This is a genomic window from Pontimicrobium sp. MEBiC06410 (genome assembly GCF_053601615.1).
Map to the genome: position 1 here is coordinate 85,616 of NZ_JBSHNT010000158.1, position 22,404 is coordinate 108,019.

A 22,404-nucleotide genomic window follows, 5' to 3' on the forward strand; every position below is an offset into this window, starting at 1 on the left:
TCAACATCAATCAAAAAAACAACAAGCCCCAGTTAAAACAAGTGTTTTAACTGGGGTTTTATCTGTCATTCCTGCGTAGGCAGGAATCTACTTGCACTAGATGAGATTCCCGTCTTCACGGGAATGACTACTAGACATTAAATACTCTCCTCTAACCAAGCACTCATCATCCAAACGGTTTTTTCTTGTTCGGTAATAAAATCGCTCATCATAGAGTTTGTACCTTCATCATTAGCTTCTCCAGCTTTTTCAAGTATTGCTCGCTCTATTTTTAATAACTCTGTTAAAGAGTCAACAATTAAGCGTACAGCTTTATCATCTTTAGAAATGTTTTTTCCAACAGGTACTTTTGTAATGGCGCTGTAATCTTCAAACGTATGTAAAGGGGTTTCACCTAAGGTTAAAATACGTTCTGCTAGTAAGTCTACCTTCATGTTAGCATCGGTGTACAACTCTTCAAACTTAACGTGTAAATCGAAAAAGTTTTTTCCTTTTATATTCCAATGAATTCCTCTTAAATTTTGGTAATAGGTCTGAAAATTAGCTAGTAAATTATTTAAATCGCTTGCTAATTCTTTTGTTATTTCTGTTCCTAATCCTAGGCTATTATATTTCATGTTTGTTATTATTGTTTGTTTTTAAAATCTTACACAAAATTAATTCATAATTAAATATTAAAAACTATAAGTTTTATCGATGATTTTTATATTTTTATAGTCTAAAACTATAAACCAACAATGACAATTACACAATTATCTTACGTACTTGCTGTGGCAGAGCATCAAAACTTTACAAAAGCAGCTGCCAAATGTTTTGTAACACAGCCTACTTTAAGTATGCAGATTCAAAAATTAGAAGATCAATTAGATATTTTAATTTTCGATAGAAGTAAAAAACCTATAGAACTAACAGAAGTTGGTAAAAAAATAGTAACTCAGGCTAGAAATATTGTTAACGAGTCTAATAGAATACAGGATATTGTAGACCAACAAAAAGGATTTATTGGTGGAGAGTTTAAACTAGGTATTATACCTACTATTATGCCTACTTTACTCCCTATGTTTTTAAAAACCTTTATAAAAAAGCATCCAAAAGTAAAGCTTATTATAGAAGAGTTAACTACCGAAGAAATTATTTCTAGAATTAACGATGGACATTTAGATGCCGCCATTGCTGCTACACCTCTAGAGAATGAAACTATTAAAGAACGCGTATTGTATTTTGAGCCTTTTGTGGCTTACATTCCAGACAGTCATAGATTAGCCGATAAGAAAAAAATTGATATCGCTGATTTAGATATTGAAGATATGTTATTATTAGAAGATGGGCATTGCTTTAGAGATGGTGTTATTAATTTGTGTAAAGTGTTTAAAGACCATACAGACGATTCGTTTCAATTAGAAAGCGGAAGTATAGAAACGCTTATGAAACTGTCTAATGAAGGGTTAGGTATGACTTTATTGCCTTACCTGCACACTTTAGATGTTAACGATAAAACCAAAGCAAACATTCGCCACTTTAATAGTCCTTCTCCAGCTAGAGAAGTAAGTATTATTTACCATAAAAGTGAGCTAAAAATGCAAATTATCGAAGCCATGCAAGATGTTATCTCTGGAATTATAAGAGGTGCCATTGCTTTTCAAAACGTAGAAATTATTAGTCCTTTGGCTAAATAATACCACTTGTTTTATACCTTATAAAAATGCTATGTAAAATATATTTTACATAGCATTTTAGTTAATAATAATTAGGGAGACTATTTTATTTTATTAGTTATTTGGTATTGGGTGTAATAACACAGCTCCTGCTGCTAATATCGCTGCTGGTCCTCCAGGAAGCGCTGCAACTATTGCCGCCCATTGTAACCATGTTATAGGAAAGTGTACACCATTACCTCGGTTAACAATTTTCATTTGTGCAATTTTAATAGCGAAAATAGCAGCTATACCTCCACCAATTACTGTAGCGGCTCCTCCTGTAATAACACCTGCTCCTCCTAAGGCTGTTGCAACAAATCCTGCTACAACACCACTTCCAGTAGTTCCCGCTATTAAGTCTTGTGTAACTTTTTCATTAAGTATAAAATTAACACCCCACCAATTTGTTTCAATTTTTACTGGGTTTGCCGCACGTCTTGCAGACATTGATGCATTCGAATCTTGCGCTAATGTATTGCCAGTAAGAGCAACTCCCATTTTATTAAGTTCTGGAATAGATTGGTCTAATGTTGCTTTTAATTCTTCAAGCGTTTTTTCGAAATTTACTTGTTCTGTAGTACTCATAATGTTAGTTTAATTAATAAAAAGTTAATAGTGCGATAAACTTACCATACATACTTTATATATTTAAGAGTAGAATTACTTTTAGATGAATACAAGTATAAACCCCTAGTATAAAAAACAGGGTGATACAAATTCAACTAATTATAGGATGAGTACTTTATTAACTAAAAAAAGCGACTCGTAAGTCGCTTTTTGTTTATGATTTTAAATAGATTAGACATTGGTCTAAATCTGGATTTTCCTGTATTAAAGATTCTATATAAATCTTTAACTCTTTTATTTCGTAAGGTAATAACCTTTCGAGTGCTTTTTGCACTTCCTTGCAAAATAAGTTAGCATCAAAACTTACTTTGTTAAGTATTGTTTTGGTGTACTCGAACATTGCTCTAGCCATAATTAAATAATAAGGGTTTAGTTAAAAAAAGTAGTATTTTGCTATAGGCGAATGGTTTATTATTTCGATTAAAGGTAATAAAAAAACAAACTCAAAATACATTAGACTTAATTTTTAACAGTTAAATAAAACTTAATTTTTTAATTTAACTGTTAATTATCTCCATCTAATAAATCGCCTAAACCTCCTAAAATACTACCTTCTCCTTTGCTATTACCGCCTCGTGGTAAACTTGCCAAAACACGACCTGCTAACCTACTAAATGGTAACGATTGTATGTACACGACACCTGGGCCTTGTAGTTTAGCAAAAAAGAGTCCTTCGCCTCCAAATACAGTGTTTTTAATACCGCCTACAAATTCTATATCGTAATCTATATCTTGGGTAAAACCAACAATACAGCCTGTATCTACACGTAAAGTTTCTCCAGCTCTTAGTTCTTTTCTTGCCATGGTACCTCCTGCATGTACAAATGCCATACCATCACCTTCTAATTTTTGCATAATAAAGCCTTCGCCTCCAAACAATCCTCTTCCTAATCGTTTACTAAATTCTATGCCTACACTTACACCTTTGGCTGCACATAAAAAAGCATCTTTTTGGCAAATAAATTTACCACGGTATTCCATTAAATCTATAGGTACAATTTTTCCTGGGTATGGAGATGCAAACGATACGTTACGTTTTCCTGTTAAGTTATTATAAAAAGCGGTCATAAATAAACTCTCTCCTGTAAGGATGCGTTTTCCTGCTCCTAATATTTTACCAAGAAATCCAGAATCTTTTTTAGAACCATCTCCAAAAATGGTTTCCATTTTAATACCATCGTCCATCATCATAAAACTTCCAGATTCTGCAACAACACCTTCTTGAGGGTCTAATTCAATCTCTACATATTGCATTTCTTCTCCGTAAATTCTATAGTCTATTTCGTGTGCTGTCATTTTTATTCGTTTTTTAGATTAATATAGCTGTTAGTATATACTCTTATTAATTTGTTACATACTTTATTATGGTATGTACTATCTTTTAAGCCTTACCGACCATTCAAAATTAAAAGTAGAGACTACTACACCTTCTTTATTTGTACCAACAGCTTTCATCCATACTATTTGTCCTTCGCCAGTTTCAATTGTTCTTTCTAAGGCTTCATCTATTAAATGCCCATCGTTACAAACAAACGTAATTTTTCCTGTTGCTTTTTTAGTAAATGTGGCATTGTTAGTAGTTACTAACATAGAAATAGGTTTTCCTGTTTCTCTAATTTTCATTAATACCAAAGCACCAGTTGCTAATTCTGCGGCCATACCTTGTACTGCCCAAAACATAGACTTAAAAGGGTTTTGATTTATCCATCTGTGTTTTACAGCAACAGAACAACTCGCTTTAGTTATAGATTTTACACGTACGCCTGTAAAGAAAACTGCGGGTAACTTAAAGAGGTTGAAAGTATTAATTTTTCTGGGTGTTAGCTTCATTTTGTTTTTCTATTTACATCAAAAATATTGAAAATAATCGACTTCATTAAATGTTAATATTTTGTTAATTTTTAGTACTATGCGTTACATAATACCTTTTTTTAGACATATATTTGCATAAGAAACTATTATATACTTTTACAAATGACCGAAAATAATCACAATACTATTGCAACATTTATACATTTATCTACTTTTTCAAGGTTTGTTATTCCTTTTGGTAATTTTTTAGGCCCACTTGTTTTATGGTCTGTTAATAAGGATAAATCTCAATTTATAGATGAACACGGTAAAGAGGCTATTAATTTTCAAATTAGCATTTTATTGTACGCATTAATTATTGGTATGTTAACCATTCCGTTTTTTCTATTTAGCTTATTTAATAATTTAGATTTTATGGATTTTAATTTTTTCGATAGCATCCATATTAATATAAATAAACCTTCTCCTCTATTTTACATAGGAGGCTCTTTAGGTTTTCTTGCCTTTATAGGTTTCATTTTAGAAATTGTATTTATAATTACCGCAAGTATAAAAGCAAGAGATGGTATTTTTTATAAATATCCATTAACCATAAGATTTTTAAAATAATTTTAATAAACAGTAAAAATTAAAAGATGTCTCAGAACCTTAAAATAAATTTAAAATATGTTAGCATTAGCATACTAGCTGTGTTTTTATCTTTTGTTTTACACGAAGGTGCTCACTTTTTAATGGGCAAAGCTTTAGGTTACGATATGTGGATGAATTTAAATTCTGCTGGTATAGTTGGAGATGGGAAATTTAATACAGGTTGGGAAAAACAATTGGTTAGCGCAGCTGGTCCAATCTTTACAATTATACAGGGTTTAATTATATTTTTTATAATAAAGAAGTCAAAGAATTTAATGTGGTATCCCTTTTTATTCACTTGTTTTCTTATGCGCTTTTTTGCAGCAGTTATTAGTTATATAGGGCAATCTAACGATGAAGCTAGAATTAGTGAATGGTTAGGCATAGGAAAAATGACACTTCCTTTAATTGTTAGTGCTATACTGCTTTATTTTATTGTAAAAACTACAAAAAACAATAATATATCATGGAAATTTAATCTTATAACATTTATACTAATAGTAATCAATATTTCAGCCTTGGTCTATATAAACCAGGTTTATTTTTAATTTTTTCAATCAATCAATCAATCAATCAATCAATCAATCAATCAATCAATCAATCAATCAAAAAATGAACAGTTTAAAATTTAATCTATTTAAAGTATGAAAATAGAAAACACAAAAGCACAAATGCGAAAAGGTGTTTTAGAGTACTGCATATTATCGGTTTTAAAAGATGACGATGCTTATGTTGCCGAAATATTAGGTACTCTAAAAGACGCAAAACTACTTGTTGTAGAGGGAACAATCTATCCTTTATTAACACGGTTAAAAAATGCAGGACTCCTTAACTACCGTTGGGAAGAGTCTACTTCTGGACCGCCAAGAAAGTATTATGGCTTAACAGAAACAGGAAAATTATTTTTAAAAGAACTAACCACTACTTGGGACGAATTACAAAACGCAGTTAACATAGTAACAAGCTCAAAAACAACAAAAAATGAATAAAACAGTCAACATAAATTTAGCAGGTATATTTTTTCATATAGATGAAGATGCGTACTCAAAATTACAACGCTATCTTGAGGCTATAAAACGTTCATTTACAGATTCGCAAGGGCGTTCGGAAATCATTTCGGATATAGAGGCCAGAATTGCAGAATTATTTACTGAGCGCGTTAAGCATGATAAGCAAGTAATAGGAACAAAAGAAGTAGACGAGGTTATTACCATTATGGGACAACCCGAAGACTATATAGTAGATGATGAAATCTTTGAAGATGAGCCTAGCAAAACACAAAGAAGGACGTCGTCGTCTAAATCAAGAAAGTTATTTAGGGATACAGACAATTCTTATGTTGGAGGTGTATCGTCTGGATTAGCACATTACTTTGGTATAGATGCTCTATGGATTCGTTTAGCATGGTTACTTTTGGTATTTGGAGCTGGAACTGGAATTATTTTGTACATATTATTATGGATTTTAATTCCTGAAGCCGTAACCACTGCCGATAAAATTACTATGACGGGAGACCCTGTGAATATTAGTAATATTGAAAAAAAAATTCGTGACGGGTTTCAAAATGCTTCCGAAAATGTAGGAACACATTTAGATAAAGCTGGTACTAAACTTAAGGAAGGTATTGGTAATGCTAGCGATAGTATTTCTGAAGGTGTAAAAAAAGTAGACCTCAATAAGCAAGGCAATAGAATTAAATCTAGTTCTAAAACATTTTTCGATACAATTGCAGATGTCATGATGTTCTTTTTAAAGCTGTTTGCAAAGTTTATTGGTATCATTTTAATTATTACTGGTGCTAGTGCATTAATCGGGTTATTTATAGGGTTTTTATCTTTAGGTATCGTAGACTCTATTCATTTTCCAGGAGTAGACTGGCTTGATGTAGCAAACTCAACTGGTATACCTATTTGGGGGCTATCTATAATATTCTTTTTCTTTTTTGGAATTATGGCCTTTTTTATACTATACCTAGGCTTAAAAATTCTAATTAACAACTTAAAATCTATAGGTGTATTTGCTAAATCTGCTTTATTAGGTGTATGGCTAATTTGTTTAATAAGTATTATTGTTTTAGTAGCTAAACACAGTATGTCTTACAAAGAAGAAGGTGCTTTTATTACTACAGAGAAATTTGATAACATTAAAGCTAACGATACTTTAGTCCTTACCATGAAAGGGAATGATTATTTCTCTGAAAGAAATAGAAGAAGCTATGGTTATAGTACTGGTTTTAATGAAAATGGAGAACGTGTCGTTTATTCTCAAGATATCCGTATTACTGTAAAATCTACAAGAGACAGCGTTGCAAAAATTAAGGTGCTACGTACTGCAAGAGGTATCGATTATGATACTGCTAAAAACAGAGCAGAAGGTATTAGTTACGATTATGCATTAACAAATAATGTGTTAGAATTAAATAATTACTTTTTAATTGCTAATGACGAGTCTTATAAAGATCAAGAAATAGAAATTACGGTATATCTTCCAAATGACGTTACACTATTTCCAGACAAAAGTGTTCACAGCTACCATATATACAGAGGTTTATTATCTAAGGTAGAAGAAGGTTACCATTATACTATAGAAAATGACACATTAAATTGCGTAGATTGCCCTATAGAAGAAACAGAAGATGATGAGTTTAAAGTAAAAGTAGACTTAAATGGTAATAATTCTAAATTAGAAATTAATGATAATGGTTTAGAAGCCAAAACAGAAAACTTAGGCGTTAAAATAGACGATAACGGTGTAAAGGCTGAAGGGAAAAACGTAGATGTTAAAATAGATGACGATGGTATAGAAATAACATCAAAAAAAGGTAAAAAGAGTGACGAATAGTCACTCTTTAATTTAAAATCAATCAAAATGAAACCAACTCAATCCATTATCTTTTTATTATCTATTTTAACTCTAGGTTTTTCTACTATAGCTTACGGGCAAGTTTCTAAAGCTTCAGAATTATTTAAAGCACTAAAAGCTAACGATAGTTTATTATTTAATGTAGGGTTTAATACCTGCGACATTAGTCAATTTAAAACGTTTATTGCAGACGATTTAGAGTTTTATCATGATAATTCGGGAATCTCTAACTCTAAAGAAGCATTTATACTATCCATGAAAAGTGGTATTTGTTCTCCTAACAACACTGTTACTATACGTAGAACATTAGTAGCTGGAAGTTTAAAGGTATTTCCGTTATACGATAACGGTACATTATATGGTGCTATACAAACAGGAGAACACACATTTAATGAACTTGCTAAAGATGGTAGTCAATCGCAAGGTAGTCTTGCCAAATTTACTCATCTTTGGATAAAGGAAAATGAAAACTGGAAAATTAAACGCGTGTTAAGTTACGACCATAAGGCACAGCCTAATACAGAAGAAACAACGGTTATAATAAAAGATTTAAAACACTATACTGGTATCTACAATTCTAATAAAAAACAGCATGTAACTATTCGTTTAAAAGACGATAAATTAGAAATAGATATTGGTAAAAAACAAGCCATATTACATGCCAAATCTAAAACCGAATTTTTTATAAAGGAAGCTCCTGTAACTTTCGAATTTGTTACGAACGCTGCAGGTAGCATAGAAAAGTTTCTAGTTAAAGAAAATGGTAAAGTTGTAGACGAAGCCATAAAACAGTAAAATAATCATCAATTAAAAAACAACTCTAATGATAGTTCTAGCTAAATTTGTTATCGCACTAATTACAATGATTATATTATAAATCAACCAAAAAACTAATAGTTAAAAAACCATTTTAAGCTTTTAATTAAGTTTGGGATGGTTTTTGTTTATATTTGTTTGTAATATAATAAATCCCAAAAATGAATAAAAAAATAATACTTTTCCTACTTATTATTCTAACAACTTTTAGCGGTTTTTCTCAGAAAAAAGGAAAAATAAAAGGCAGTAGAAATGTTAGTAATGTTATTACAGAAATTGATACTTTCGAGCATATAGTTGTTGGAGAATCTTTTAAAATTAAATTAACACAAGGTTTAACACCTTCTGTAGAGATTAATGCCGATGATAATTTACATGATGTTATTGAATTTGCTGTACAAGATGGTAGTTTAAAATTTAGTACAACGAAACGAATTGCTGCCCACAAAAAACTAGAAATTATTGTTACAGCTCCAGAAACGTTAAACACCATAGAGTTAAAAGACGATGGTGAAATTAGCGACCTCAGCACTATAAAAGCAGATAATATGACTTTAATTACTAAAGGATCGTCTAAAGCCTTTTTAACGTTAAGAGCTAACTTATTTAAACTAGTTAGTGGAGACAAAGCCGACTCTAAACTTAATGTTACAGCAGACAATGCCACTTTAGAATTAAGCGAGAATAGTGATGTTGAAGCTTTAATAAATGCCGATAAAATTGAAATAGATATGTATCAAAATACTTTTGCGAAAATTGAAGGAGATACAGATGAGTTAGAATTAAGGTTAGATAATGGCTCTAAATTTAAAGGGAGTAAGCTAACTGCTAAAAATTGTTTATTAACTATAGAAACCAAAGCTTATGCAGAAATAGAAGTTTCAAAAAAATTAACTATAGAGGCTTCAGGATCTACCGAAACCAATATTTACGGTAGTCCAAAAATAGAATTAAAGACATTTCAAGACAAAGCTATTTTAAAGAAGAAATAGTCTTAAAAAATAGACTAACAATACCATTTAAATACTAGTATTTAAATGGTATTACTTTTTACAGCATTTGCTAATGTAGAGTAAAACTTCTCTATTTCTATAGGTTTCCACAAAATACCATCAAACAAATTTAAACCTTCTTCTTTTTCATTTGCCATGACATCTGCGGTAACTGCAAAAACAGGGGTTTCTTTATTAAGGTTTGGCTCTGTTTTAATTAAGTATGTTGCATCTAAACCATTCATTTCTGGCATATGGATATCCATTAAAATAAAATCGTATGTTTTTTTCTTAGTGTATTCAAAAGCTTCTTTACCATTTACTACATGATCTGTTATTACTCCCCAGTTAGATAATAGTTTTTTAATAAGCATTGAGTTTATTGGCGTATCTTCTGCTAATAAAACCTGTTTACCATCTAATTTATAATAATTATTATTTATATTAATCTTTTTACTTACTGCTGCTTTTTTTAATTTAACACTAAAATAAAACTCAGAACCTTCATGTTCTTTACTTTTTACTTTTATTTGACTTCCGTGTAACTTTACTAGACGCTTAACAATAGCAAGGCCTAAACCTGTTCCTCCTTGTTTACGTGTCATTATAGGTTTTACTTGAGAGAAGCTTTCAAAAATCTCGGTAATATCTTTTTCCAAAATTCCTTCGCCAGTATCCTTAACACTTAATTTAATAACATCGTAAGATTCTTGTTCTTCAATTAATTCGGCACTAATGGTTACTCCTCCTTTATCTGTAAACTTAATAGCATTATTTATTAAATTACTTAGTATTTGAGTCATTTTTGTCTCATCTATAAGGTAATTTTGATTTTCAGAAATATTATTTTCTAATACAATGTCTAAGCCTTTACTTTGGGCCACATTTAAATGGAGGTTTGCTATTTTGTTACATAATTTATATAAGTTAGAATTATCTAGTTCTAATTTAGCTTTTCTGGAGTCTAACTTTGTAAAATCTAAAATATCATTAACAATATTAATTAAGTTATTTGAGGCAAATTGAAGACTATCTAGTAATTCTTTATTTTCTCCTTTAACTTTTTTCTCTAGAATAGATACAATAGTTGTAATGGCGTTAAGTGGCGTTCTTATTTCATGACTCATAATAGATAAAAACTGCTGCTTTAATGCAACAGAGCGCTTTTCTGCTCTATTTTTTTTATCTATATTTTTTTGTTTTACCCTTTGTAATTCTGCTTCATTTTCTAGCTTATTCATCTTATTAATTAAGTCGTAATCTTCCATCACTTTAAGTGTCTGGGTATTAATTACGGCTTCTTTTTCCGACAAATAAATCTCTAAGTATTTTAATGCTTTTTCTGTATTTCCATTTTGCTTGTATATTAAATATAGTATATGATAGTTTTTAATTTTTATCATAGATATATTATACTTTAAGCTTAGTTGTAATGATTCTTCTAAAACATCGATAGCTTCTTCTAAACGTCCCAACTTATAGTAAAGTACTCCTAATTTATGGAGTCCCATTGATGCTCCTAAATTTTCAATAGTGTCTTTATGGATATTTATAGCCGTTAAAAAATCTGCCTTTGCTTTTTCATATTCTTGTATAGCAAAAAAGACTTTACCTCTTCCATAAATAGCGAAGCCTAGCCCTCTTATATCATTTGTTAATTTTTTACTTTTAATAGAATGCTCTATAACCTGCATGGCATATTTAGGCCGCTTCTTTTTTAATAATAATCCGGAAAGATTATTACAAACATTTGTTTCTAAATTAAGGTCTGGAATTTTTCTCGCAATTTTTATAGAGCTTTTATAAGATTTAAATGCATTATCATGGTCTCCCATATATTCGTAGATAGTTCCAATGGCCTTTTCTACTTTAGATTGACTGGGAAAATCATTATATTTTCTATAAATTCTTAAGGATTCTAATAGGTACTTAAGGCCTACATGATAGTTATTGGTTTTATAATGTATACTACCAATACTGTAATTAGCATCTGCTATACCTTGTTCATCGTTTATTGGTGAAAAATATGATATAGCTTCTTTAGAGTAGTTTTTAGATTGTTCAAAATCGCTAATAATCATATGGTATAGCGCTAACTGATTTAAGCTTTTACCAATGTATACGTTATTACCAAGAGCCTTACTCATTTTAAGCGCTCTATTTGCAGTTTTTATACTATTTTCGATATTACTGGTTCGTTCGTAATATGCATCTTCAAGAAGTAATTTTATAGTATCTGTACTTTGCAGATTTTTTATAGTCATAGTCATTAGGGGCTAACTAATTTAAAATGTGCAAAATAGTAATTTATAGGTAATATTTATATTTTTTTATTAAAAACAAAAAAACCGAAGTTTATAACTTCGGTTTTTAATAATAGTGTCTATTTTTTTATGCTTCTACTGGCGCCTCTTTAGCTGCTAAGTAACGTTCTGCATCTAACGCGGCCATACACCCTGTTCCAGCTGCTGTTATTGCTTGGCGGTATACATGGTCTGCTGCATCTCCACTTACAAAAACACCTTCTACATTTGTTTTAGATGTTCCTGGAACATTAATAATGTATCCTGTTTCGTCTAAATCTAAAAATCCTTTAAAAATATCTGTGTTTGGTTTATGTCCTATAGCTACAAACATTCCTGTTGCAGGAATGTCGTGTACTTCTTGCGTTTGGTTATTTTTAACTCTAACACCAGTAACAACTTGTCCGTCTCCTAAAACTTCTTCTGTTTCTGTATTAAAAAGTATTTCTATATTCTCAGTATTCTTTACTCTACTAGCCATTATTTTCGATGCTCTAAACTCGTCGCGTCTTACTAACATTGTTACTTTAGTACATAGTTTAGATAAATAATGAGCTTCTTCGCAAGCACTATCTCCAGCACCAACAATAACAACTTCTTGATTTCTATAGAAGAACCCATCACAAACTGCACATGCCGATACACCTCCTCCAAGTTTTAAATATTTTTGTTCAGACTCTAAACCTAAATATTTTGCAGAAGCTCCAGTAGATATAATTACAGTATCGCAATGAATTTCTTTAGTATCATTAACCCATACCTTATGCACATCTCCCGAAAAATCTACTTTAGTTATCCATCCATCACGCACATCTGTTTCAAAACGTTCCGCTTGCGCTTGTAGTTCCATCATCATTTCTGGGCCAGTAATTCCTTTAGGATATCCAGGGAAATTCTCAACATCGTTAGTGGTTGTTAATTGCCCTCCTGGTTGTGTTCCTTGGTATAATACTGGACTCATATTTGCTCTTGCAGCATATATTGCAGCTGTATATCCAGCTGGTCCAGAACCTATTATTAAGCATTTTACTTTTTCTATTGTATCAGACATGTTTAATTCTTTTTGTATTAAGCAAAAGTAGAATTTTTATAAGAAAACTTACAAGTAAACTATTAAAAGTTATTATTTGCAGATAATTTATTTTTATACAACATATTTAGTCCTAATTTATTTAAACTTAAAAAGAGTAAGCGACACCTCTACTCTATCTTTTTAAATAAACAACAATAGCGTATATGGATTTTTCTTTAAATTAATATGCTTAATTTTATGCTAAATATAGTACTATGAGAAAACTAATCCCATTTATAATCTTGTGTTTATTTGTCTTAACTGGAAATGCACAAGGGAATCATGAAGATGAGCGCTATGTTCCTGAAACGGATACTTTAGTATTACAAAAATTAGAAGAATGGCAAGGTAAAAAATTTGGATTATTAATGCATTGGGGAGCATACAGCCAATGGGGTATTGTTGAGTCATGGTCGCTTTCTCCTGAAGAATATGAATGGTGCGAACGAAAAAAAGGTAGTAATCCTCAAAATTATTTTTTATACAAACAAGAGTACGAAGCATTAAAAAATACTTTTAACCCCATTCTCTTTAATCCAGATAAATGGGCTAAAGCTGCAAGAAAAGCAGGAATGAAATATGTTGTTTTTACTACAAAACATCATGATGGGTTTTCTATGTTCGACTCAAAATATACTAATTATAAAATAACAGATTCTGCAACACCTTTTTCTAATCATCCTAAAGCCAATATTACCAAAGAAATATTTAATTCCTTTAGAAAAGAAGGGTTGTGGACAGGGGCATATTTCTCTAAACCAGACTGGCATTCTGAGCATTACTGGGATCCTTATTATCCTCCAAAAGATAGAAATGTAAATTACTCTCCAGAAGAGCACCCAGAGAAATGGGCAAAATTTGTAGCATTTACGCATAATCAAATAATGGAATTAATGACCGATTATGGCAAAGTAGATATTTTATGGCTAGATGGTGGTTGGGTAGCCAAAACACCTAAAAAAGAAGTAAGCAGTTGGTATGAAAAAACTATTAAAAATAGTGATGCTGGGTATTTAAAACATCGTATTGTAAACCAAGACATACGCATGGATGAATTGGTAGAAAAAGCTAGAAAAAAACAACCAGGTCTTATTGTTGTTGACAGAGCTGTTTATGGTAAAAATCAAAATTACCTAACTCCAGAAAATAGAATTCCAGATAAAACATTGCCTTATCCTTGGGAGTCTTGCATTATATCTGGTGGTGGATGGTCGTACACACCAAATGCAAAATACATGAGTGGTAGGAAAGGAATTCAAACTCTAGTAGATATTGTAGCCAAAGGTGGTAATTTATTATTAAATATTGCTCCTGGTCCAGATGGAACATGGCAACAAGGGGCTTATAAGCTTTTAAAAGAATTTGAGGACTGGATGGCTATTAATAATACTGCTATATATAATACCCAACCAATAGCGCCTTTTAAGGAAAAAAATATATGCATGACTCAAAACAAAGAAGGGCATGTTTTTTTATTTTACTTAGCAAAAGAGGGAGAAAACATAATGCCACAAGAAATTACCATTACATCTATTACGCCAAAAATAGGAGCTAAGGTGCAATTACTAGGCTCTAAAAAACACCTAAAATGGAAAAAAAACGAAAAGGGTTTTACGCTCTACATCCCCGAAAAACTAAGAAAAAATCCGCCTTCTAATTATGTCTGGACTTTTAAAATTTCATCAATATAAAAACCAACAGTTATGAAATACCAAAAACAATTATTATGTTTAACTTTATTCTTCTTTAGTTTAAGCCTTTCATCACAAAACAAAGAGCTACCTAAAGACACTAGGTTAGCATGGTTTAAAGATGCTAAATTGGGGGTTTTTATTCATTGGGGAATTTACGCTGTAAATGGTATAGATGAATCTTGGTCTTTTTACAACAATTATATTCCGTATACTGAATACATGAAACAGGTAAATGGTTTTACGGCCAAGAATTACAATCCAGAATATTGGGCAAAACTTATTAAAGAAAGTGGCGCTAAATATTCTGTAATTACAACAAAACATCATGATGGTGTTGCGCTATGGAACACTAAACAAAGTGATTTAAATGTTGTTAAAAAAACAAAGGCAAGAAAAGATTTAATTACGCCTTTTGTTGAAGCAATTAGAAAAGAACACCTAAAGGTTGGTTTATACTATTCTCTACTAGATTGGTCTCACCCAGATTATCCTAATTTTACTAGAAATAAAAAACGCTATGAAACAGACGATAAACGCTGGGAAAAATTTACAAAATTCAACTTTGGCCAATTAAAAGAATTAACAAGGTTTAATCCAGATTTGTATTGGTTTGATGGAGATTGGGAGCAATCTGCAGCAAAATGGAAGGCTAAAGAAATTCGTGAATTATTATTAGATAAAACGCCTACAACTATTATAAATTCTAGATTACAGGGTTATGGTGATTATGCTACTCCAGAGCAAGGTGTACCCATTGCTAAACCTAAAAACAATTATTGGGAGTTATGTATAACTATGAACGATTCTTGGGGCTATCAACCTCATGATAAAAAGTATAAGTCTGTAAATGAAATTATCCGAATCTTTGTAGACTGTATAAGTATGGGAGGAAATTTGCTTCTAGATATTGCTCCAAAAGCAGATGGAACAATCCCTAAAGAACAAGTAAACATTTTAAAAGGTTTAGGCCGTTGGACTAACAAACATAAGGAAGCTATATATAAAACTAGAGCAGGAATTCCTCATGGTCATTTTAATGGGTATACAGCATTATCAAAAGATAAGAACATTATTTATTTGTATGTAGACAACAAGCCTAATGGTTCTTTATTAATAAAAGGGCTTAAAAATAAAGTTAATAGAATTTGGGTTGTTGGGAATGGCACAAAACTATCGCATAGAGTGGTAGGTAAACAGTATTGGAGTAAAGTCCCTGGTTTATTATATATAGATTTACCTGAAGAAGTTCAAGATAAAGACGTTACCGTAATAGCATTATTATTAGATGGAGAAGTTGATTTATATAGAGAAGAAGGACAAAAAATAGAGAGTAATTAATTATAACATGTTTAAATAAATATTTACCTGCTTCTATAAAACAATTAAAATAAGCCCTATATATTTATTATAATATATGGGCTTTTTTTAATTAACCAATGGTTTTAAGTTTATATAATTATAACTTATGTCTCCAATATGTTGAAAAGAGGTATCTTTTTTGTGAAGTTGCCCCCAACCAAAATTATGCTCTAATTCTTCATCTTTGTATTGTTCTAAAATATTTTCGGAAAACAATATATACTCATCAAAAGGGATTTTATTTTTTAGAAGGCGATGAGCTATTATAACATCTTCTCCCATAAGTTTTATATTTTTTCCTATTTGAACCGCACTAATTTGCTTTCCAAAATGTAATACTATTTTTAATCCTAGTACTTCTGGAATATCAATTCCTTTTGATCTGTATTTATATATTTTATCCAGCAAATCTAATTGCTTATAAAATTCGGTATAAAATAACCTACATTGCTCTATTAGCTCTTTAAATGTTGGTAAATTACCTGTTTTATAAAATAAAATAGCGTCTCCTTCTATTTCAGAAACTTTTAGCCCTATTTTATTGGCATAAATAACTTTATTTAAAAGTGCTGGTATAACTTGAGAGCTTAGCTCTATATCTGCAGAGCTCATAAACTCAGTAAAGCCACTAATATCTGGAATACAAATTAGTGTTGGTGTGGGTGTTTGTTCCATGCTTTTAAATAATTGTGTTAATTATCGTTTTAACGAGAAACAAATGCTTCCCATTCTTTAAACCTTTCTTTGCTCATAACACGCTCCATTTTTACTTGCCCTCCTTTTTTCTTTTGAAGACCATTCCAGTCTGAAAAAGCTTTAGGAGATACAGTAGTCACTTTAACGCCTTTTAAAGCTTTACTTCTAGCAATTTTATAATTTTTATTTGCCTTCTGCAAAGTTTCATCAAGTTTTTTAGCAAGTTTTTTATCTTCTAGACTCGTTTCGGTTCCTAGATACCAATGATGGTAAAAATCGTCTTCTATTCTAACAGCCGATAGGGTAAACTCTGGAATTTCAATACTAAATTGATTTTCCATTTCTAACAAAGCTTCATTCATTTTATTTACAGAAAGTTGCGAACCTACTACATTAAGAAAAAACTTAGTTCGTCCTGTAATTTTAATTTCTGCTCTTTCTATATCTGTAAATTCTATGGTATCGCCTATAACATATCGCCATGCTCCAGCAACTGTACTAATTAATAATACGTAGTCTTGATTTAGTTTTACTTCTGTTAACCCTACTGCTGGCGCATTCTGCTTTAAAGAGCCATCTTCGTTAATATATTCTGGTTGAAATGGAACAAACTCAAAATATATACCGCTGTCTGTAACTAAACGCATGGCATCGGTTTCTGGTCGCTCTTGAAAGGCAATAAATCCTTCTGATGCTAAATAGGTGTCTATAACGGTTATAGGGTGCGCTAATAGTTTATTAAAACTTTTTTCGTAAGGTGCAAAAGCAACGCCTCCAGATGTATAAACTTGTAGGTTAGGCCATATCTCATGGATATTGTCTACTTTATTATAGGCTATAACTTTTTCTAACATTAGTTCTATCCATGATGGAATACCACTAAGGGCTCCTATATCGAAATCTTTTGCTCTTTTGGCTATTTCCAGAACTCTTTCATCCCAATCATCTATTTTAGCAATTTCTTTTCCTGGTTTGTAATAACCTTCAAACCAAAAAGGTATTTTACTTGCACTAATACCACTTATTTCGCCTTCTAAATGTCCGTTACGTTCATTAAGGTCTGTTGAGCTTCCTAGCATCATTACTTCTTTTTCAAAAAAAGAAGCTGGCAAATCAAAATTAGAGAGTGCTTCTACTTGCTTTAACCCTGTTTTTCTTATTGCTTCTATCATTTCATTTGTAACGGGTATTCGCTTACTTTTTTTTCCTGTTGTACCAGAGCTTAAAGCAAAATAATCTGGACTACCTGGCCAGGTAACATTTTCTTCTCCAGCAATTACTCTATCCCACCATTCTGTTTTTAACTTATTATAATCAAAATACGGAATGTGTTTAGAAAAAGCTTCTGCTTTATTATTACTAGACAATATGGCTTCAAAATTATACGCCTTTCCAAACTCAGTGTCTTTTGCTTTATTTAATAAATTTTCTAAAACATCCTGTTGTGCTTCTTCATGATTTACGTTTGGTGTTAAACTATCTTTAAGGTGAATTACACCTTTTATAAGTGATCCTTTTATTGACATATTAATTGTTTTTATTACGTTATTTATGTAAATATCGTTCTTAAACTAGCTTGTTTCTTCATTTACGAACTCCAAAACTTCTTTGGGTGATACGTATAAGCGTTTTATTTTTTCTTTATATCTGTCTGACAATTCTGTATGGTTTAGAATATAGTTTTTTGTCTCAAGGATATAGGCTTTCATATTATGCTTAACGGCATATCTATCTGCTGTTAGCTCCGCTTTACGCACAAATGCGTCTGAAAATATATACCCCAATCCAAAACCTATTAAATTTAAACTAGATCGAGTATGGTAATCCATTATATGCCCCAACTCATGTCCTAGCCAACCTATTAAAACTTCTCTAGGTATGTAACTCGTGTGTAGTTCTCTCTTTTTAATATCGAAATGCCTACTTATTAGAATAACATACTCTCGTTTACTCTTTTTTTTAAATAAACTCCAAAGTTTTGGTTGTGCTTTCATTACAGACGAGCTCATTTTTCTAGTGAGTTTAAATTCTATAGGGACTTCTTTTAACTCAGGGTAAAAAGACAACGCTTCTTCTGTTTCATGTTTTATATATTCTGGAATTATTTTATTTATCATCTGTATGTTCAAAAAAAGCCATTTATACTAATCCAACATAATAGTGTTGAAATCTTACTGTATTGCAAGTTATTTTTTTTTACCCTTAAGCTTTAATTCAAATACATTAAAGATGCGCTCAAACACAAAAAATAAACCTCATTATTTTGTTTTATATAATAAAAAAACCGTGAGACTTCACGGTTTTTTTTATGGCTCTTTTCCATTAATCAATCATAAAAACTAGAACCTTTTTATATTTATATATTATTTATTCTTCTTCTTTAATTTTAGTTTCTTCTTTATCTTCTTTAATTTTAACAGTTTTATCTTCCGTTTCCATCTTTATTTTTGTCTCGTCTCCATCTTTTTTAGTTTTAACTTCTGCTCCATCTTCTTTCATTTCTTCTATAAGTTCTTCTTTCTGTGTTTTCTCATTTCTACAAGAAGTTAAAGTTATTGTCATTAAAGCTATTGCAAATGCAACGTATGTTAGTTTTCTCATTTTTATATTATTTATAAGGTTTATATTATTCTTTTTTTTAAAATCTATTGTACGGATTAGTTTTGTGAAACCATTTCTTCTTTCTCTATACCATTTAAGCTAAGTTTATTATCGAACTGTAGCGTTCTAATAGGGAATGGAATATTAAAGCCTTCTCTTTTATATGCTTTTTTAATTTCAATAATACATTTACTTTTTGCTCTTAGTTTTTCTAAGCTGCTTTCTCCATCTACCCAAAATCTTGTTATATAATTTATTGAGCTAGCACCAAATTCTGTATAGTAAAATTCGACTTCTTTACCTATGTCTTTTTGGTTATAAAATTTCGAAATTGTTTCCTTTGTTACTTGTTCTACTTTTTCTAAGTCTGATTCGTACCCTACACCACACTCTATGGTAACTCGCATTTTGCTAGTTAAGCTATAATTTTTAAAAGGGTTTTCGTGTATTGTTTTATTTGGTAGTATAACAGTATTATTATCTGCTTCTCTTAAAACAAAATAGTTTACATTAATATCTATTACTTCTCCAGAGTAACCATTGGTTTCTATCCAATCTCCAATTCTAATATTTTTTCTAAATGATAATACTATACCAGAAATGGTATTAGATAATGTGCCTTGAAGCGCTAAACCAATAACTAAACCAGATATCCCTGCTCCTGTTAATAAACCTGTTAATGCTTGCCCTAAGTTTAAAGCGCCTAATGCTAAAAATAATCCTGCTAAAACAATAACAATAGAGGCTCCTCTAGCTACTATTTTAGAAACAGAGACTTGTTTTATCTGTCTATTTGTTACTTTAAAGGCTAATCTATATATTAATTTAGAGATGAAATAAGACGTTACTAGCACTATTAGTGCCACCAAGATATTTGGCAAATTAGTTATTAATATATCTAGCCAGCTTTCTAGCTTGTCCATTATCTTTTGAAATGATGTAAGTTCTACTTTATCCATGTGTATTTAAATGTTTATAGCAAAGATAAAGGGAAACAAAGCGCTGCTTTTGCTCTTATAAAATTGATGTTAACTCATATGATTGTAGTAGTGTTTTATTAACTTTTCTTAACAAAATATATCTAAAAACAGAATGTAGGCTACTCTTTATTTTAGTGCTATTTTTTAAAGCTATATGTATTTTCAATAAAAAAAGTATAAGCGGTATTTTATAATAGAGGGCTTAAAAAACGAGCTAATCCTTCAAAAAATTTATCTTGAATAGGGCGTTTTACAAATTGGTCTAGCTCCAACTTCACACTTGCTTCACAATCTTCTGTAAAATGTTGGTGGATGCTTTTAGTAAGCTTACTATCGTAAATAAGGGCGTTGGTTTCAAAATTATGATCAAAGCTTCGGTTATCAAAATTTCCAGAGCCTACAGATAGTATTTCTCCATCTATTAACACTAGTTTGCTGTGTAAAAAAGCATCTTTTTTTAAGTAAATTTCTGCACCTGCTTGCATGATTTCTTCAAAATAAGAACGCATGCTGTATCTAGCTGTTGCAGAATCTGATACTTCTGGCAATAGTATTTGTACTTCAACACCACTTAGTGCTGCTATTTTTAAAGCTGTTAAGACTTGAGAACTAGGAATAAAATAAGGGTTAGCTATGCAAATAAAATCATTAGCTAGGTTTATAAGCATAATATATTGTTGCATAATTGCTGCATAGTCAGAATCTGGTCCACTTGCTACAATTTGAACAATACTATCGCCATTGGCTTCTTGTTTAGGTAGGTATTTACTATCAAGTAATATGTCTTCTTTACTAGCAAAATAATAGTCTTTTATAAAAACCTTATGTAAACTTTCTACTGCTGGCCCTTCAATTTTTAAGTGTGTGTCTTCCCAAATTCCCATCTTAGAAACTGGTTTTATATACTTATCTGTTAAATTAAAGCCTCCAGTAAATCCTACTGTTCCATCCACAACAACTATTTTTCTGTGGTTTCTGTAGTTAAAAGAAAATAAAAAGTTTCCAAAACGCAAAGGCATAGAAGAACATATTGTTACTCCAATACTTTTAAAGCGTTTAATAGATTTTCGTTTCCAATCAAAGCTTCCAATAGCATCATACATAACACGTATTTCAACACCTTCTTCAATTTTTTGTTTAAATAAACTAAACATTTCATCCATTAATTCTCCTTCTTCTAAAATATAGTATTGAATGTGTATAAAATTCTTAGCTTTCTTAATGGCTTCAAAAATTGATGTAAAAGTAGTTTCTCCATCTTGAAGGACCTCTACATGGTTTCCATCATAAGGCAGATACTTATTGTTTTTAGAAATTAAGGTAGCTAATTTCTTTTTTTTGGTTGATGTAAATTTCTTAAAAGGTTTATGGCCACTATAGCCTTGATTATGATTATCGTACAACCTTCTTTTATGGGTGTGTTTTAATTGGAAAAACTTTATTTTTCTTCTATTTATTCCAAAAAGTAAATAGATAACAACTCCTAAATAAGGAATAAAAACTATTGTTAAAAGCCAACTTAAAGACCTACTAGGTCTGGCTCCGTAAAAAATAACCCCTAAAAAGGCTAACCCTGAAATGATTATATAACTAATTATTAAAATACTTACCATAGAAACAAAGTAAATAAAAAAAGAGTAGCACGACTAGGCGTTACTACTCTTTTTCATGATTTATAATACTGTATTATTAATCTACTGCATCCTCAACGTCATCTGCTACCTCTTCAACAGCATCTTCTACTTTTTCTTCTGTTGATTTCTCCTCTCTACATCCTGTAAATATTATTGAGGCTGTAAATAATAATAAAAATATATGTGCTAATTTTTTCATCTTGTTTTGCTTTTTATTTAATTGATTGTTTTTTATTTATCGAAATATATTGGTTTACATTTAGCGTTTTAAACCAACCACTTTAACTTAATTATTTTTTTAACACTCCTTTTAAAAGAGATAGAACGAATAATACTAAAAAGATAAAGAATAATATCTTAGCAATTCCTGCAGATGCTCCTGCAATTCCTCCAAATCCTAATACTCCAGCGATTAATGCTATAACGATAAATGTGATTGTCCAACGTAACATAATATATTGTTTTTAATGGTTAATAAATTAAGCAGTAATAAATATTTACTAATGCTTTCAATACAAAGGTCTTTAAATAGTACACAATCTCTTAACCCTTACGGTTTAAATATTTGCTCATATACAATTTCTCTTCTATTACTCATAAAAAAAACTATCTTTACTACCTATATACTT

The 22,404-nt window shown here is 30.7% G+C and carries 24 protein-coding genes; 9 read left to right on the forward strand and 15 right to left on the reverse strand.

The window, feature by feature from the left end:
* Window positions 1–137 precede the first annotated feature (137 nt).
* Window positions 138–617 carry a Dps family protein gene (locus ACVC08_RS13695; protein ID WP_452602443.1) on the reverse strand — a complete coding sequence of 160 codons (480 nt, stop codon included), beginning with the start codon at window positions 615–617 and terminating at the stop codon, window positions 138–140.
* Between the two features lie 120 nt (window positions 618–737).
* Here ACVC08_RS13695 and ACVC08_RS13700 point away from each other — a divergent pair, with 120 nt between their 5' ends.
* Window positions 738–1,676 carry a LysR substrate-binding domain-containing protein gene (locus tag ACVC08_RS13700; RefSeq protein WP_452602444.1) on the forward strand — a complete coding sequence of 313 codons (939 nt, stop codon included), beginning with the start codon at window positions 738–740 and terminating at the stop codon, window positions 1,674–1,676.
* 93 nt (window positions 1,677–1,769) lie between these two features.
* Here the strand turns inward: ACVC08_RS13700 and ACVC08_RS13705 are convergent, their stop codons facing one another.
* From ACVC08_RS13705 to ACVC08_RS13720, 4 genes are all read right to left on the reverse strand, one after another.
* Window positions 1,770–2,282, reverse strand: a complete 513-nt coding sequence (locus tag ACVC08_RS13705; RefSeq protein WP_452597534.1) for a hypothetical protein — start codon at window positions 2,280–2,282, stop codon at window positions 1,770–1,772.
* Window positions 2,283–2,478: 196 nt separating this feature from the next.
* The gene (locus tag ACVC08_RS13710; RefSeq protein ID WP_452597533.1) at window positions 2,479–2,676 is read right to left on the reverse strand and encodes a hypothetical protein; all 198 of its coding nucleotides are present in this window, start codon (window positions 2,674–2,676) and stop codon (window positions 2,479–2,481) included.
* A 152-nt stretch (window positions 2,677–2,828) separates the two neighbouring features.
* Entirely contained in the window at window positions 2,829–3,620 is a 792-nt protein-coding gene (locus tag ACVC08_RS13715) for a TIGR00266 family protein (protein ID WP_452602445.1), read from the reverse strand.
* Between the two features lie 78 nt (window positions 3,621–3,698).
* Window positions 3,699–4,154 carry a DUF4442 domain-containing protein gene (locus tag ACVC08_RS13720; protein WP_452602446.1) on the reverse strand — a complete coding sequence of 152 codons (456 nt, stop codon included), beginning with the start codon at window positions 4,152–4,154 and terminating at the stop codon, window positions 3,699–3,701.
* Between the two features lie 144 nt (window positions 4,155–4,298).
* Here ACVC08_RS13720 and ACVC08_RS13725 point away from each other — a divergent pair, with 144 nt between their 5' ends.
* The 6 genes from ACVC08_RS13725 to ACVC08_RS13750 all read left to right on the forward strand — a co-directional run bounded on the left by ACVC08_RS13725 (window position 4,299) and on the right by ACVC08_RS13750 (window position 9,436).
* A complete protein-coding gene (locus tag ACVC08_RS13725; protein ID WP_452597164.1) occupies window positions 4,299–4,745 on the forward strand; it encodes a DUF4870 domain-containing protein in 447 nt (148 codons plus the stop codon).
* Window positions 4,746–4,771: 26 nt separating this feature from the next.
* Window positions 4,772–5,314 carry a hypothetical protein gene (locus ACVC08_RS13730; protein WP_452597165.1) on the forward strand — a complete coding sequence of 181 codons (543 nt, stop codon included), beginning with the start codon at window positions 4,772–4,774 and terminating at the stop codon, window positions 5,312–5,314.
* Window positions 5,315–5,410: 96 nt separating this feature from the next.
* The gene (locus ACVC08_RS13735; RefSeq protein ID WP_452597166.1) at window positions 5,411–5,755 is read left to right on the forward strand and encodes a PadR family transcriptional regulator; all 345 of its coding nucleotides are present in this window, start codon (window positions 5,411–5,413) and stop codon (window positions 5,753–5,755) included.
* Window positions 5,748–7,607, forward strand: a complete 1,860-nt coding sequence (locus ACVC08_RS13740) for a PspC domain-containing protein (RefSeq protein ID WP_452602447.1) — start codon at window positions 5,748–5,750, stop codon at window positions 7,605–7,607. The genes ACVC08_RS13735 and ACVC08_RS13740 overlap by 8 nt, the downstream gene beginning before the upstream one ends.
* Window positions 7,608–7,634: 27 nt before the next feature.
* Entirely contained in the window at window positions 7,635–8,423 is a 789-nt protein-coding gene (locus ACVC08_RS13745; protein ID WP_452602448.1) for a nuclear transport factor 2 family protein, read from the forward strand.
* A 182-nt stretch (window positions 8,424–8,605) separates the two neighbouring features.
* Complete coding sequence (locus ACVC08_RS13750; protein WP_452597169.1) at window positions 8,606–9,436, forward strand: GIN domain-containing protein; 831 nt, start codon at window positions 8,606–8,608, stop codon at window positions 9,434–9,436.
* A gap of 41 nt (window positions 9,437–9,477) precedes the next feature.
* On the opposite strand, the gene ACVC08_RS13755 is transcribed toward ACVC08_RS13750, so the two are convergent.
* Both ACVC08_RS13755 and trxB read right to left on the reverse strand, forming a co-directional pair.
* Window positions 9,478–11,700 carry an ATP-binding protein gene (locus tag ACVC08_RS13755; RefSeq protein WP_452602449.1) on the reverse strand — a complete coding sequence of 741 codons (2,223 nt, stop codon included), beginning with the start codon at window positions 11,698–11,700 and terminating at the stop codon, window positions 9,478–9,480.
* Between the two features lie 127 nt (window positions 11,701–11,827).
* Window positions 11,828–12,790, reverse strand: a complete 963-nt coding sequence (gene trxB, locus ACVC08_RS13760) for a thioredoxin-disulfide reductase (protein WP_452598384.1) — start codon at window positions 12,788–12,790, stop codon at window positions 11,828–11,830.
* A 236-nt stretch (window positions 12,791–13,026) separates the two neighbouring features.
* Between trxB and ACVC08_RS13765 the strand changes: the two genes are divergently transcribed.
* A complete protein-coding gene (locus tag ACVC08_RS13765) occupies window positions 13,027–14,502 on the forward strand; it encodes an alpha-L-fucosidase (protein ID WP_452602450.1) in 1,476 nt (491 codons plus the stop codon).
* A 12-nt stretch (window positions 14,503–14,514) separates the two neighbouring features.
* A complete protein-coding gene (locus ACVC08_RS13770; RefSeq protein ID WP_452602451.1) occupies window positions 14,515–15,843 on the forward strand; it encodes an alpha-L-fucosidase in 1,329 nt (442 codons plus the stop codon).
* 87 nt (window positions 15,844–15,930) lie between these two features.
* On the opposite strand, the gene ACVC08_RS13775 is transcribed toward ACVC08_RS13770, so the two are convergent.
* The 8 genes from ACVC08_RS13775 to ACVC08_RS13810 form a co-directional block, all read right to left on the reverse strand.
* Window positions 15,931–16,539: a DUF2652 domain-containing protein gene (locus ACVC08_RS13775; RefSeq protein WP_452598381.1), complete on the reverse strand. Its 609-nt coding sequence runs from the start codon at window positions 16,537–16,539 to the stop codon at window positions 15,931–15,933.
* A 29-nt stretch (window positions 16,540–16,568) separates the two neighbouring features.
* Window positions 16,569–18,086 (reverse strand): GH3 family domain-containing protein, encoded by a 1,518-nt coding sequence (locus ACVC08_RS13780; RefSeq protein WP_452602452.1) that lies wholly within the window; start codon window positions 18,084–18,086, stop codon window positions 16,569–16,571.
* A 45-nt stretch (window positions 18,087–18,131) separates the two neighbouring features.
* Complete coding sequence (locus tag ACVC08_RS13785; RefSeq protein ID WP_452602453.1) at window positions 18,132–18,677, reverse strand: hypothetical protein; 546 nt, start codon at window positions 18,675–18,677, stop codon at window positions 18,132–18,134.
* Window positions 18,678–18,927: 250 nt separating this feature from the next.
* On the reverse strand, window positions 18,928–19,161 hold the full coding sequence (locus ACVC08_RS13790) for a hypothetical protein (protein ID WP_452602454.1): 234 nt from the start codon (window positions 19,159–19,161) through the stop codon (window positions 18,928–18,930).
* A 56-nt stretch (window positions 19,162–19,217) separates the two neighbouring features.
* Complete coding sequence (locus ACVC08_RS13795; protein ID WP_452598377.1) at window positions 19,218–20,120, reverse strand: mechanosensitive ion channel family protein; 903 nt, start codon at window positions 20,118–20,120, stop codon at window positions 19,218–19,220.
* 209 nt (window positions 20,121–20,329) lie between these two features.
* Window positions 20,330–21,754: a cardiolipin synthase gene (gene cls / locus ACVC08_RS13800; protein ID WP_452602455.1), complete on the reverse strand. Its 1,425-nt coding sequence runs from the start codon at window positions 21,752–21,754 to the stop codon at window positions 20,330–20,332.
* Window positions 21,755–21,830: 76 nt separating this feature from the next.
* On the reverse strand, window positions 21,831–21,974 hold the full coding sequence (locus ACVC08_RS13805) for a hypothetical protein (RefSeq protein WP_452598375.1): 144 nt from the start codon (window positions 21,972–21,974) through the stop codon (window positions 21,831–21,833).
* Between the two features lie 91 nt (window positions 21,975–22,065).
* On the reverse strand, window positions 22,066–22,227 hold the full coding sequence (locus tag ACVC08_RS13810) for a DUF1328 domain-containing protein (RefSeq protein WP_452598374.1): 162 nt from the start codon (window positions 22,225–22,227) through the stop codon (window positions 22,066–22,068).
* Window positions 22,228–22,404: the final 177 nt, after the last annotated feature.

Excerpts from the sequence above, each read along its gene's own strand:
- ACVC08_RS13810 (WP_452598374.1), bottom strand. The coding sequence starts at position 22,227 with ATGTTACGTTGGACAATCACATTTATCGTTATAGCATTAATCGCTGGA.
- ACVC08_RS13780 (WP_452602452.1), bottom strand. The coding sequence starts at position 18,086 with ATGTCAATAAAAGGATCACTTATAAAAGGTGTAATTCACCTTAAAGAT.
- ACVC08_RS13805 (WP_452598375.1), bottom strand. The coding sequence starts at position 21,974 with ATGAAAAAATTAGCACATATATTTTTATTATTATTTACAGCCTCAATA.
- ACVC08_RS13755 (WP_452602449.1), bottom strand. The coding sequence starts at position 11,700 with ATGACTATAAAAAATCTGCAAAGTACAGATACTATAAAATTACTTCTT.
- ACVC08_RS13765 (WP_452602450.1), top strand. The coding sequence starts at position 13,027 with ATGAGAAAACTAATCCCATTTATAATCTTGTGTTTATTTGTCTTAACT.
- ACVC08_RS13785 (WP_452602453.1), bottom strand. The coding sequence starts at position 18,677 with ATGATAAATAAAATAATTCCAGAATATATAAAACATGAAACAGAAGAA.
- trxB (WP_452598384.1), bottom strand. The coding sequence starts at position 12,790 with ATGTCTGATACAATAGAAAAAGTAAAATGCTTAATAATAGGTTCTGGA.
- ACVC08_RS13770 (WP_452602451.1), top strand. The coding sequence starts at position 14,515 with ATGAAATACCAAAAACAATTATTATGTTTAACTTTATTCTTCTTTAGT.
- cls (WP_452602455.1), bottom strand. The coding sequence starts at position 21,754 with ATGGTAAGTATTTTAATAATTAGTTATATAATCATTTCAGGGTTAGCC.
- ACVC08_RS13720 (WP_452602446.1), bottom strand. The coding sequence starts at position 4,154 with ATGAAGCTAACACCCAGAAAAATTAATACTTTCAACCTCTTTAAGTTA.
- ACVC08_RS13710 (WP_452597533.1), bottom strand. The coding sequence starts at position 2,676 with ATGGCTAGAGCAATGTTCGAGTACACCAAAACAATACTTAACAAAGTA.
- ACVC08_RS13795 (WP_452598377.1), bottom strand. The coding sequence starts at position 20,120 with ATGGATAAAGTAGAACTTACATCATTTCAAAAGATAATGGACAAGCTA.
- ACVC08_RS13700 (WP_452602444.1), top strand. The coding sequence starts at position 738 with ATGACAATTACACAATTATCTTACGTACTTGCTGTGGCAGAGCATCAA.
- ACVC08_RS13735 (WP_452597166.1), top strand. The coding sequence starts at position 5,411 with ATGAAAATAGAAAACACAAAAGCACAAATGCGAAAAGGTGTTTTAGAG.
- ACVC08_RS13730 (WP_452597165.1), top strand. The coding sequence starts at position 4,772 with ATGTCTCAGAACCTTAAAATAAATTTAAAATATGTTAGCATTAGCATA.
- ACVC08_RS13715 (WP_452602445.1), bottom strand. The coding sequence starts at position 3,620 with ATGACAGCACACGAAATAGACTATAGAATTTACGGAGAAGAAATGCAA.
- ACVC08_RS13745 (WP_452602448.1), top strand. The coding sequence starts at position 7,635 with ATGAAACCAACTCAATCCATTATCTTTTTATTATCTATTTTAACTCTA.
- ACVC08_RS13695 (WP_452602443.1), bottom strand. The coding sequence starts at position 617 with ATGAAATATAATAGCCTAGGATTAGGAACAGAAATAACAAAAGAATTA.
- ACVC08_RS13790 (WP_452602454.1), bottom strand. The coding sequence starts at position 19,161 with ATGAGAAAACTAACATACGTTGCATTTGCAATAGCTTTAATGACAATA.
- ACVC08_RS13740 (WP_452602447.1), top strand. The coding sequence starts at position 5,748 with ATGAATAAAACAGTCAACATAAATTTAGCAGGTATATTTTTTCATATA.
- ACVC08_RS13725 (WP_452597164.1), top strand. The coding sequence starts at position 4,299 with ATGACCGAAAATAATCACAATACTATTGCAACATTTATACATTTATCT.
- ACVC08_RS13705 (WP_452597534.1), bottom strand. The coding sequence starts at position 2,282 with ATGAGTACTACAGAACAAGTAAATTTCGAAAAAACGCTTGAAGAATTA.
- ACVC08_RS13775 (WP_452598381.1), bottom strand. The coding sequence starts at position 16,539 with ATGGAACAAACACCCACACCAACACTAATTTGTATTCCAGATATTAGT.
- ACVC08_RS13750 (WP_452597169.1), top strand. The coding sequence starts at position 8,606 with ATGAATAAAAAAATAATACTTTTCCTACTTATTATTCTAACAACTTTT.